The 12,320-nt window shown below is 56.3% G+C and carries 10 protein-coding genes; 3 read left to right on the plus strand and 7 right to left on the minus strand.

Annotated elements, in window-relative coordinates:
* Positions 1–67 precede the first annotated feature (67 nt).
* The 3 genes from INT32_RS00160 (at position 68) to INT32_RS00170 (ending at position 7,089) form a co-directional block, all read left to right on the plus strand.
* A complete protein-coding gene (locus INT32_RS00160; protein ID WP_193086726.1) occupies positions 68–3,781 on the plus strand; it encodes an AsmA-like C-terminal region-containing protein in 3,714 nt (1,237 codons plus the stop codon).
* On the plus strand, positions 3,759–5,183 hold the full coding sequence (locus INT32_RS00165) for an L-serine ammonia-lyase (protein WP_226816354.1): 1,425 nt from the start codon (positions 3,759–3,761) through the stop codon (positions 5,181–5,183). The genes INT32_RS00160 and INT32_RS00165 overlap by 23 nt, the downstream gene beginning before the upstream one ends.
* Positions 5,184–5,358: 175 nt before the next feature.
* Positions 5,359–7,089, plus strand: coding sequence for a glycosyltransferase family 39 protein (locus INT32_RS00170; RefSeq protein ID WP_193086727.1), 1,731 nt, complete (start codon positions 5,359–5,361; stop codon positions 7,087–7,089).
* 2 nt (positions 7,090–7,091) lie between these two features.
* Here INT32_RS00170 and ureG read toward each other — a convergent pair whose 3' ends face one another.
* From ureG to INT32_RS00205, 7 genes are all read right to left on the minus strand, one after another.
* Complete coding sequence (gene ureG, locus INT32_RS00175) at positions 7,092–7,721, minus strand: urease accessory protein UreG (protein WP_193086728.1); 630 nt, start codon at positions 7,719–7,721, stop codon at positions 7,092–7,094.
* A 103-nt stretch (positions 7,722–7,824) separates the two neighbouring features.
* Positions 7,825–8,544 carry an urease accessory protein UreF gene (locus tag INT32_RS00180; RefSeq protein WP_226816355.1) on the minus strand — a complete coding sequence of 240 codons (720 nt, stop codon included), beginning with the start codon at positions 8,542–8,544 and terminating at the stop codon, positions 7,825–7,827.
* Positions 8,525–9,244 carry an urease accessory protein UreE gene (gene ureE / locus INT32_RS00185; RefSeq protein WP_193086729.1) on the minus strand — a complete coding sequence of 240 codons (720 nt, stop codon included), beginning with the start codon at positions 9,242–9,244 and terminating at the stop codon, positions 8,525–8,527. The genes INT32_RS00180 and ureE overlap by 20 nt, the downstream gene beginning before the upstream one ends.
* A gap of 32 nt (positions 9,245–9,276) precedes the next feature.
* The gene (ureC, locus tag INT32_RS00190; protein WP_193086730.1) at positions 9,277–10,992 is read right to left on the minus strand and encodes an urease subunit alpha; all 1,716 of its coding nucleotides are present in this window, start codon (positions 10,990–10,992) and stop codon (positions 9,277–9,279) included.
* Positions 10,989–11,297 carry an urease subunit beta gene (locus tag INT32_RS00195; RefSeq protein ID WP_193086731.1) on the minus strand — a complete coding sequence of 103 codons (309 nt, stop codon included), beginning with the start codon at positions 11,295–11,297 and terminating at the stop codon, positions 10,989–10,991. The genes ureC and INT32_RS00195 overlap by 4 nt, the downstream gene beginning before the upstream one ends.
* A gap of 15 nt (positions 11,298–11,312) precedes the next feature.
* Positions 11,313–11,930, minus strand: coding sequence for a HupE/UreJ family protein (locus INT32_RS00200; RefSeq protein WP_193086732.1), 618 nt, complete (start codon positions 11,928–11,930; stop codon positions 11,313–11,315).
* A 66-nt stretch (positions 11,931–11,996) separates the two neighbouring features.
* Positions 11,997–12,299: an urease subunit gamma gene (locus INT32_RS00205; RefSeq protein ID WP_193086733.1), complete on the minus strand. Its 303-nt coding sequence runs from the start codon at positions 12,297–12,299 to the stop codon at positions 11,997–11,999.
* Positions 12,300–12,320: the final 21 nt, after the last annotated feature.

Genomic DNA, 12,320 nt, shown 5'->3' on the forward strand with positions numbered 1-12,320 from the left:
CTGTATATAATAATACCCGAACCCCGACCGACCCATGAACAGACCGATGTCCAACGAGAATCACTGAGTGAATTTGCCGTACCGACTGCTAAAATCCGCCGGCACCGTCCTTATAGCGCTTATAGTCCTGGCCATGGCGGCGGCACTGGCTGTCCGCTTCCTTCTTGCTCCTAATATCGATCATTTTCGTCAGCAGGTTGAGCAGCGGCTGAGCGCGGAGACTGGCCAGCATGTCACGATCGGAAAATTGGCGATTGACTGGACGGGGATTGTGCCGCGCTTACGACTGCGGGCGCTACAGATTTCCGACCAGACCGATACACCGATGTTGGCTGTCGGTGAGGCAGTAGCCAGCCTGGACTGGGGGCGTGCCATGCAGCTGCAACTGGAGCCGGCCGCTGTAGAAATCCAGCAGATTCACCTGAACATGACCCGCGACCGGCAGAATCGGATCTGGCTGCTTGGCAGGCGCCTGGACAGTGATAACGTGCATTCGGCGCCCGAGGCCGTTGATGCCGGTAATGTGACGCTGGCGCCGCTGTCCGACTTGCTGCAGGCCTTGCCCGAAATGACCGTGCTCAATGGCAGCTTCAGCTGGATTGACCAGACGCGACCGCAGGCGGGTCCGTTTACGCTCTCCGATTTCACATTGCAGTTGACAAAAAATGGCACAAAGCGGGTGCTTAGCGCCAGCGCGCGTATGCCGGAGCAGGTGGGTCATTCCATTCAGTTATTGAGCAGCCTGCAGCAGGATGGTGTTGCAGGCGAACAAATGCCGGCCTGGTCGGGAAATTTGCGGGTATCTGTGCTCAAGATGGATGTCCTGGCCGCCAGGCCCTGGTTCGATATACCGCAAAAAGTAAAATCGGGTATCGTCTCTCACGCGGTGGTCGATCTTCAGATTGACAGCAATGTGCCCCAGAACATGATGGTGGCCTATGGGCTGGAAAAGGTTCGGGTTGAAGATCACATCCGCAATCATGAATTTATTATCGCGGCAGACAGCCTGAACTCCCGCTTAAACTCGTCATTCACGAGTGTGATTAATGAGTTTAATCGCTGGCGTTTGTCCTTGCATGACTCCGGCATGGCCGACAACATCAGCTACCCTCCGGTGCAGTTCGAGTCCAGTGTCAAGGGCTTCTATTATAAGGACCCGGTGATTTTTGAAAACCCGCTTTCGATTGACGAGGCAAGTGTCCGTGGTGATTTCAGTCGCAATTCTATGCAGGAGCCGAGAGTCAATTTTACCCAGGCTACGGTTCATAATCGTGATTTGCAGATGGAGGGGGCCGGGACCTGGCGTTCCGATGTCAACAGCGACAACGGTATCGTGGATTTGAGCGGATCCCTGCGGGCGGTGTCATTGCCGCATCTGCACAATTACCTGCCCAATGTGATGGATCCGGATGCGCGTGAGTGGCTCAAGGATGCATTCCAGAATGGGGAACTGTCCGCAGCCGAATTTGAACTCAAGGGCGTTGTCGACGATTTTCCTTTCGGGTTGGCGCCTGACTCGGGCAGCTTTCTGCTGCGCGGCACTTACGCAGACCTGCTGCTCAATTATCACCAGAAGGAGATTCGAGGGAAACGCTGGCCGGTTGTCAATTCCGATAGCGGCACGATTCATTTTAAGAATGATCAGATTATTATTGATTCTATTCAGGCATTCTATGCCATGCCCAAAGGGCAGCGGCTGGATCTTGATGCATTCCATGGCGTTGTATCCAGTCTTGAGAAAAACACCACGGTTGATTTGCAGGCAAAGGCAAGGGGACGTGCCGAGGATTTCCTGACCTTTACGAGAATCAGTCCGCTGGGCAATCTGATCAATAATGTGCTGGATGAAGCACAAGGCAGCGGCCAGTGGACCATTCCCATTGAGCTGCATATTCCGGTGCTCGACGCGGACAATTCGCGCATCTCCGGTTCAATTGACCTGGATGATGGCCGTTTCCGGCTCACACCGGATTTTCCGTGGGCCGAGCACCTTGACGGAGAAATGCCGTTTACCGAGACGCAATTGCAGGCCAATGCCGTCAAGGGCGTCATGTTGGGTGGTAAAGTCGTCTTTGACGGCCCAATCGGCACCGTGGGCAAGCCGCTATCCATTAACGGCACCCTGACTGCTGCCGGCTTGCGTCAATTGATACCGGTGCAGGGCATGCGCCGCATCAGCGGCAGCACCGACTACACCAGTCTGGTCCATTTTTCACCGGGCGGCAGGGTAAAGGTTCAATTCAAGTCCGATCTGGCGGGCCTGGCAACGCGATTTCCCGATGGTCTGTCCAAGCCCAAGTCGGCACGCTGGCCGGCCACCATTATCTGGCGGGCAAACGACGGCGCCAGAGATAATGGCAAGCGTTACCTGGATATCCGCATTGATGGCATCCGTACGCAAGCGATTTTTGAGCACGACGTTAACAGCCGCAAGGGACCGTATTTCAGTCGTGGCACCATCGGTGTCAACAAGGTCGCAGAACTGGGCCAGCCCGGCTTGACGGTTCTGGCGCAGAACCCGGCGCTGGATGCGCAGGCGTGGGAGGATGTTGTCGATGAGTTCACCGATAGCGCCACGACGGATCGCGAACGGCAGATATTGCCGGATGTGTCACACGTGACCGTACAAGCCCAGGCATTTGTGGTCAAGAACCAAACGCTGACGGACGCCACGCTGGCGGCCACCAAGACGGGCACGCAATGGAACCTGCAGCTGAATTCCGATCAGGCGCAGGGAAGCGGGACCTGGATCCCCGGCACGCGCTCACGGGATCCGGGCAACCTGACCGTCAGGCTCGATACCCTGAACATTATTGAACCGGCCGATGAACGTGCCGACACGCGCACCCCGTTGCAAAAGGAAAGGGACGCTGCGAAGGCGCGCGCCGGCGCGACGCAGCCTTTGCCGCGTCTTGACCTGTCAGTGAAAAATCTGACTGTCTATGGCAAGCGAATGGGACAGATGATACTCAAAGGCTACCAGTTGCCCGGCTCGGACGACTGGAAGGTGGATTACTTCAGTCTGGTCAATGAGGGTGGCTCGCTGGCGGGGCAAGGATCGATTCATCAGCAGGGTACGGCCAAGGATCTGCAACTGCAAGGAAAAGTCGTGGTCTCTGACCTGGGTCGGTTTCTTGAAACCTACCAGTTGGGCGGCGTCATCAAAAACGGCAACGGGCAAATTGACGCGGAAATTGATTGGAAAAACGTTCAGGACCTGGATCTGGCCACGCTCAATGGTTCGCTCAGCGGCAGCCTCAGGCAGGGACGTCTGGAAAGCATACAATCGTCTGCGGTCAAGGCACTGGAACTCTTGTCGCTGCAGTCGTTCCGGCGGTTGCCAAAATTTGGAGAGACACTGGGCAACTCGGTACAGTCTGGTTTGACATTTGACACGGTTCGCAGCCGCATGCGCCTGGATGCCGGGCGCCTGTTTGTCGAGGATTTCCGCTTGAATGGCCCTTCATCGGCCATCGTGGCCTCCGGGATGACAGATCTGCAATCCGAAAGCCTGGACTTTCAGGCTGTGGTCGTGCCCAAGCTGGATGTGAGCGGCGCCTCTGTACTGGCTGGAACGATCGTCAATCCGGCGGTCGGTGTTGGCGCTTTCCTGACGCAATGGCTGCTGCAGGCGCCATTGCAGCGTGCCCTGACGGTAAAATATCATGTCACCGGAAACTGGGCCAAGCCATTGCTCAACGACATGGCGCTGCCCAGCGAAGCCGAATTGAAAAGTCGTGAATCCGAACGGAAAATGGATGAGCTGTACCGGACCCATTAAGCGGTCCACCAACATTGTCGAGGGAAAAATGGCCTTGAGCGTATTTGATATTTTCAAGGTGGGGATCGGACCTTCCAGTTCCCACACAGTTGGTCCCATGATTGCCGCGCTGCGTTTTGTGAACCGCCTGGACGAAGCCAAATTGCTTGAAAACACGCAACGTCTTCATATTGAAATGTTCGGCTCGCTAGGCGCGACCGGCAAGGGTCATAAAAGTGACATGGCAGTTGTCATCGGACTGCATGGCTACCAGCCCGAGACGCTGGATCCGGACATGGTGCCGGCACTGATCGAGCAGGTGCGCAGCAGTGGCGTGGTCAGGCTGCTCAATCGCCACGAGATTGCCTTTGACGAGAGCGTCCATATCAAGTTCAATCGGCGGGAAACATTGCCCCAGCATTCGAATGGAATGCGCTTCAAGGCCTTCGACGCTACCGATCAATTACTCATGAAGAAGGAATATTATTCCATTGGTGGCGGCTTCGTGATGAATTGCGATCGAGTCCGGGTGAATCTGACCCCAGATATTGACATTCCTTATCCATTCAATTCTGGTCAGCAATTGCTCGATCTGTGCCAGCGGCATCAGATGACGATTGCGCAGTTGATGATGGAGAACGAAAGGCATTACCGGCCGCAGCAGCAAGTCAGGCAGAAAATACTGGACTTGTGGACAGTGATGCAAGCCTGTGTGACGCGCGGCTGTTCGGCCACCGGCAGCCTGCCGGGTTTTCTCCACGTCAAGCGTCGCGCCCGACAACTGCATGAACAGCTGTGCAGCCGGCCCCATGCGTCGCTGAAGGATCCGCTTTCCATGCTCGATTGGGTGAATCTGTATGCGCTGGCAGTCAATGAGGAGAACGCGGCCAGCGGCAAGGTGGTGACGGCGCCGACCAATGGGGCGGCAGGGGTGATTCCTGCGGTCCTGCATTATTACGTGAATTTTGTGCCAGGCGCCAATGAACAGGGCGTGATCGATTTTCTGCTGACGGCTGCGGCCATTGGCATTCTTTACAAGGAAAACGCATCCATCTCCGGGGCCGAGGTCGGCTGCCAGGGAGAAGTGGGCGTTGCGTGTTCCATGGCCGCAGGCGCGCTGGCAGCAGTATTGGGGGGCAGCGTCCCGCAAGTGGAGAATGCCGCCGAAATCGGCATGGAACACAACCTGGGTATGACTTGTGATCCTGTCGGAGGCATGGTGCAGATCCCGTGTATCGAGCGCAATGCGATGGGTGCGGTCAAGGCCATCAATGCCGCGCGCATGGCCTTGCGGGGTGATGGTACGCATTACGTGTCGCTGGATAAAGTAATCCGGACCATGATGCAGACCGGGGCAGATATGCAATCGAAGTATAAGGAAACATCGCGCGGCGGGCTGGCCGTCAACATCATTGAATGCTGATAGTGAGTGACTCACGGCAGATGCTTAAAGACGCGTGGCCGATGGCTGGCGACGGGTGATGGGTGCTCATCGGCCAGCGGTGATGGCAATTTTGCAGGCAATGCATTTGTCATGGCGCGGCAGCGACACAGGGCGGGAATTTGACGATTATTTGATATCCCGGTCGTTATGATGAATGCAATTTCATTTCCTGTTTGCCCTCATGCTTTCTTCTGCTGTTGTGCGGTCTGGCGCCGCGTCTGCGATCAATCGTGTTGATCTGTTGTCGTCACTGGCCGCCAAACCCTTGCTGTTACCGTTACTTTTGCTGACAACCGCAGCGTGGTTTGTGCTTGGCAACTGGCTGTGGCCGCTGTTGAACCCAGACGAAGGGCGGTACGTTGGCGTAGCGCTGGAAATGTTGCTGTCCAATCGCTGGGGTACGCCACTGCTCAATGGCATGCCTTATTTTCATAAGCCGCCGCTGTTTTACTGGCTTACCGCTGCCAGTCTGTCCCTGTTCGGTCAGAATGAATTTGCGGCAAGACTGGTGCCTGCGCTGGCCGGCCTTGCCATGGTTGGTGCGCTGTTTGTCTTTGTACGCCGTTTCGTGGCGCCGGCGCGCGCGCTGACGGCAAGTATCATTCTGGCGGCAACGCCGTTGATGTTCGGCGCTGCACATTATGCCAATTTGGACTTGCTGGTCGCGGCCCTGATCAGCACCACGATTCTGTGCGGGGCAGGCGCCGTATTGTTGCATCAGCAAGGGCAATCTTACCTGCGATGGGTACTGACGATGTATCTGTTTGCCGCTTTGGGGTTCCTGGCAAAAGGACTAATCGGCTTCGTTTTGCCGGGGGCCGTGCTCCTGTGCTGGTTGATCATTGAACGTCGTAACAGAGCTATTGCGATATTGCTGCGTATTCCGGGCATTGTCCTTTTTTTTGCCATCGTTGTGCCTTGGCTGTTGCTGATGCAATGGCGCTACCCTGGGTTCTTGCAATATTATCTGGTCTATCAACAATTGGCGCGCTTTACGCAAGGTGGGTTCAATAATGCGATGCCTGTGTGGTTTTACCTTGCCATCCTGTTGGGCAGCATGCTGCCATGGTATCGCAGGGTAATGCTTGCGGTTTTCACCCGTGGCTATTGGCGCCAGGAAAATCATGCAAGCGTACGACGGCTAATGTGCATCTGGCTTGCCGTCATTCTTGTCTTTTTTTCCATTCCCCAGTCCAAGCTGGTTGGATACATTCTCCCTGTGCTGCCGCCGCTGGCATTCCTGTTTGCGGAGTTTTTCCCCGGCGCAGCCAGGGACGCGACCATCCGCTTGCCGGTTACTGGCACTCAAGCCGGGCCTGCGCAACAGCGGCAGCGGAACCTGGGTGTGCGCGCAGCTGAATCGGGTCATTTTATTGCCCGCATGCTCCTGTGTCTGGTTACAGGTATAGCAGGCCTGGTGTACCTGTCCACGGCCGCGCTGCCAGGCAGCAGCCGTATTGCAAAGGCGATAAGGCAGGCGCCGTCAGCGCTCGGGCAGGCGGACCGATATTACAGTCTTGATTTTTACCCGTTCGATTTTGGGTTTTATATGGGAAACAATCCGGCGCTGACTGTGGTCAGTAACTGGGCCGACGGGCAGGTGAGCGTCAAGGACACCTGGCGCAAGGAACTGTGGGATGCACACCAGTTCGATGCGGAAAATAGCGCCTATCGCTTCGCCTTGCCTGTCGCTTTTCAGCGCGCATTATGCGTTCCCGCCAGCGATCGACGCTGGATTCTGAGCGATCTCAGACGGATGAACGACTTTGCCGAGTGGGCTAAGATCAAGCCGTATTTTACAGATGGCCGGCGACATATATATCTGTTGCCGCCGGGCGCCGTCATGCCATGGTGTCAGGCAGTTGCCGATACGCTGCGGCAATAGCGTCAGATCAGCATGCCGGCTTTTTCAATGAATTGAATGATGGCATCAATGCCGTCGCCGGTTTTCATATTGCACATCACAAATGGCCGGTTCTGGCGCATACGCTCGGTATCCTGGCGCATGATATCCAGCGAGGCGCCGACATAGGGTGCCAGATCGGTTTTATTGATAATCAGCAGATCTGATTTGGTGATGCCAGGCCCACCCTTGCGGGGAATTTTTTCTCCACCCGCGACGTCGATGACATAGATAGTCAGATCAGACAACTCCGGGCTGAAGGTTGCCGCCAGGTTGTCGCCACCAGATTCGATAAACACAATATCGGCCTGAGGAAAACGCTCGAGCATTTGGTCAATCGCGCGCAAGTTAATGGACGCATCTTCACGGATCGCTGTATGGGGGCAGCCACCAGTTTCCACGCCCATAATGCGTTCGGCAGGCAAGGCACCCGATACGGTGAGCAGGCGCTGGTCTTCCTTGGTATAGATGTCATTGGTAATGGCGACCAGATCATAGCGGGTTGCCAGCTTCTTGCACAACACCTCGAGTAGCGTGGTTTTGCCCGATCCGACGGGCCCGCCGATACCAACACGCAGTGCTGGCAGTGTTTTGGTTCTGTTGAGAGTGTTCATGGGTTCTTTACCTTTAATTCCTTACCTGTAACGGAGGCAATGGTGGGCAGTAATGACAACTGTCGTAGGCGCTTGGTATGCATACGAGCAGTAGCGGCGGGGCTCATGATCGGAACAACCTGGAAAATTGGCTCTCGTGCCGGGCAGCGACAATGGCGTATTGCGGGGCAAGCGTCTTGATACTGGGCGGCGTGCGGCTTGCCGCGTCTTTGGCAGCGCATACGGCAAGATCCAATTGGGGCACGAGTGCCGATAGCAGGCGCTGGCCGGCCGTTTGCCCCAGCGGTACCGTTTTGATTGCTGCCATAACCTGATTTTCCATCCATGCGTACAGCAAGGCAGTGACGCCGGCATCTTCCGGCAGATCCAGGGCTGCCACGGCAAACGCATGCACTGTGGGAAAGCAGGGAATGTCCATGTCATTGAGTGCGGTGCGTTCGCTCTCGCGTGCCCAGTGCAGGGCATCTATAAGATTGATCAGCGAGATGCCCATCTGGGTGGTTTCAGCCCGGGCTTCGGCGGTCTCGCGGCTTGCGTAGTACCATTGGTTCCATTGTCGGATCGCGTTGGTGTCCTGCAAACGCCATGCGCGAGAAAGCACCAGCCACACGGCAGCATCACAGACCGTCATCACCGTGTGCAATGTCTCTTCGATCCACAGGCGTGCATCGCCTTCATTTTTCACGATCCCTAGTTCCACCGCCGATTCCAGCCCCTGGGAATAACTGAAGCCTCCCACAGGCAGGGCCGGAGAAGACAGGCGCATCAATTGTGCGTATTGCGCAGGCGTCATCATGAACGCGTCATTTGTGCGGATGTCCATGGGTCAAGCTCAATGACCGCTTCAATGCGCTGAGTTCATCACAATCGTGGTTGCCGCGGGATGGAACCGCGTCGTGCATGCTGCCATGGGCATGTCCCTGATTACGCTGTAGCGGGTGTGCATGATCTGACCGGTTGTCGGTCGCGTGCATATGTCGATGATCATGGCTGCTGGCGGATCCGGTCTCATGGGCATGGTACGCTGCCTGGGCCAGTGAATAGTCTTCTTCGAATGTTTCGTCGTGGCCATGTTTATGGCCACCGCCATAAGCGCCGGTTTCCGGGTTGAATGGTTGCTCAACCAGCGAGGTATGAACGCCAAGGCGATGAAGCATCTGCACGAGGACAGAATCGTGCTCCAGATGCAGATAGTCTGCGCCAACTTCCAGCATGACATGGCGATTGCCCAGATGATAGGCTGCACGTGTCAGGTCGATGGCCGCATCGGCCTTGACCCGAATCAGTTTCTCCGGTTGTGCCTGCACAGCTATGATGCCGCCATCATCGGCTACGAGCACATCGCCTGGCAGCAGGACCTGACCGCGGGGGATGATCAAATGGATTGTTTCGCCATTGTCAAGGGTCAGTTGCTGGCGGCTGCGGCGTCGTTGCTCAAACGTCATTCGTACCACCGGCGCACGCTGCAGCAGCGTGGCAGACAGGCCGCTGTGGCGCAGGAATTTTTGTACAGTACGCGTCATTTCAAACGGGTTCCTGGGAGAAGGGTGAAATATCAGAATAGAAAATAGCGCTGGGACATCGGTAATGTTTTGGCCGGCTCGCAGCTAAGGATCTGGCCATCGGCAAAAACCTGGTAGGTTTGCGGGTCGACCCGTATATCGGGCAGCCAGTCATTGCGCACCATATCGCGCTTGCCGATATTGCGGCAGCCGCTGACGGGGGACAGCGTTTTGTTCAGACCCAATGCGTGTACGGCGGGGTTGTCGAATCCTGCCAGGGACACAAAGGCCAGCGAGGTTTTCAGCGCACGCCCGAAGGAGCCGAACATTTTTCTGTAATGCACCGGTTGTGGTGTTGGGATAGAAGCATTCGGATCGCCCATGACCGCGTGAGCGATCATGCCGCCTTTGATAATAAGACTTGGCTTGACCCCAAAGAATGCAGGTCGCCACAGCACAAGATCGGCCAGTTTGCCGCTCTGTATTGACCCTACCTTATGGGCGATGCCATGTGCAATAGCCGGGTTGATGGTGTATTTGGCAATAAAGCGTTTGACGCGGTTGTTGTCTGCATGGCTGGGGTCGCCGGCCAGGCTGCCGCGTTGCTGCTTCATTTTGTCTGCGGTTTGCCAGGTGCGAAGAATAACTTCGCCAACACGCCCCATGGCCTGCGAGTCGGAACTCATGATCGAAAAGGCGCCCAGGTCATGCAGGATGTCTTCGGCTGCGATGGTTTCCCGGCGGATTCGGCTTTCGGCAAATGCCAGGTCTTCCGCGATGGATGCATCCAGATGATGGCAAACCATCAGCATATCCAGATGTTCGTCAATCGTATTGCGGGTAAAAGGCATGGTCGGGTTGGTCGAAGCGGGCAGCACATTGGGCATGCCCGCGGCGCGAATGATATCAGGTGCATGACCGCCACCCGCACCTTCTGTATGAAAGGTATGGATGGTGCGGCCCTTGAACGCGGCCAGGGTTGCCTCGACAAAGCCCGACTCGTTCAGGGTGTCGCTGTGAATGGCCACTTGTGTATCGGTCTGGTCGGCCACGCCCAGGCAGGTGTCGATGGCTTGCGGCGTGGTACCCCAGTCTTCGTGCAGTTTCAGGCCAAGGGCACCGGCATGTATTTGTTCCAGTAGCGGAGCCGGGTCGCTGGCATTGCCTTTGCCAAGAAGGCCGATATTCATCGCAAAGGCATCGGTTGCACCGAGCATTGCATGGATATGCCATGGCCCCGGGGTGCAGGTGGTAGCGAACGTGCCTGTTGCGGGGCCGGTGCCGCCGCCGATCATGGTTGTGATACCAGAGGATATAGCCTCTTCGATCTGTTGTGGACAGATAAAGTGAATATGGGTATCAATACCGCCTGCGGTAACGATAAAACCTTCAGCGGCAATAATTTCCGTGCCAGGGCCGATGACGATGGTGATGCCGGGCTGGATGTCAGGATTGCCGGCTTTTCCGATACCCGTTATATGGCCGTTTTTGATACCGATATCGGCCTTGATAATACCGGCGATGGCGTCAACGATGAGTGCATTGGTAATGACCGTATCGGCGCAGTCGGTCGTGCATCGCTGGCTTTGCCCCATGCCGTCGCGAATGACTTTGCCTCCGCCAAATTTGACTTCTTCTCCGAATATGGTGAAGTCTTGTTCAACTTCAATAAACAGTTCGGTATCGGCAAGTCGAACACGGTCGGCTACGCCGTTTGCGATGGTGGGGCCAAAAATTTCGGCATAGGCCTGCCTTGATATATTTGTCATTCCAGTGCTCCCATGACCTTTCCTGTGAAGCCGAATACGCGCCTGTCGCCGGCCAATGCCACCAACTGGACGGTACGGATTTGCCCCGGCTCGAAGCGCACTGCTGTGCCGGCAACAATATTCAATCGATACCCCCGGGCTAACTGGCGATCAAACAGCAGCGCCGCGTTGGCTTCGGCAAAATGATAATGTGATCCAACCTGGATCGGGCGATCGCCTGTATTGGTCACTTCAAGGACAATCGTGGTTCGGCCCGTGTTGATTTCGATGTTGCCGTCGGCGGCAATGATTTCACCTGGAATCATGATTTGTCCCCTTGCTTAGTGACCGGTCAGCATCAATATCGCTCCATACGAAGCGATGCCTGCGCCGGCCAGCCGTGCTGGCCAGACATGACGACGTGTCAGTATCGCGCCGGCAACCATGCCGGTGCAGTGGATGAGCAGGGTAGAGGCCATGAAGCCCAGAATAAACACGATGGCAGTACCGCCTTGAGGCAGTTCCAGTCCATGCGCAGCACCGTGAAAGAAGGCAAAGAATGCGACCAGCACGGAGCCCACGGGTAGTGGTAGCCTGGTCATTCCGGCCAGCATCAGACCCAGCACCAGCAGCGAGGCCATGATCAGTGGCTCGACCAGGGGGATGTGCAGCCCTGCCATACCCATCAGCGCGCCTACAAGTAGAATTATTGAAAACGACAAAGGGACGTAGACCGCGCGCTTGATAGACGGGTACACCAGGGCGCTCCAGACCCCCACAGCGAGCATGGCCAGCAGATGGTCGGGGCCGGCCAGCGGGTGCAGCAGTCCATCTGTCAGCATGGATATGGTATCGGTGTGCCCAGGATGCCCGGGATGGGCCAGCACTGGCTGAGCCAGGCTGAGTAGCGCGAGTGCTGTCAGCATTTTTCGCATTTGGGTGGCAGGTGCATGAAACATGGGATTTTCCTTTGTATTTAGAAACAGGAGCAGGGCAGGTTCGCCGCTGGCTGGTCGATTCAGTGTTCAGGCAATGGGATGATGGACGGTGACCAGTTTTGTGCCGTCTTCAAAAGTAGCTTCGATCTGGATATCTGGAATCATTTCGGGTACGCCGTCCATCACATCGTCGCGAGTGAGCACTTGCGTGCCTTCATGCATGAGCTGGGCAACGGTCTTGCCGTCGCGGGCGCCTTCAAGCAGGGCGGCGCTGATCAGGGCGACCGCCTCGGGGTAATTAAGCTTGAGGCCCCGGCTGCGGCGCCGCTCCGCGAGCAGTGCTGCAGTAAATATCAGCAGTTTGTCTTTTTCTCTGGGGGTCAGATCCATGGTTTTCTCCGCAAGTACAAA

This window comes from Advenella sp. FME57 (assembly GCF_014897675.1).
Taxonomy (GTDB): Bacteria; Pseudomonadota; Gammaproteobacteria; order Burkholderiales; family Burkholderiaceae_B; genus Advenella.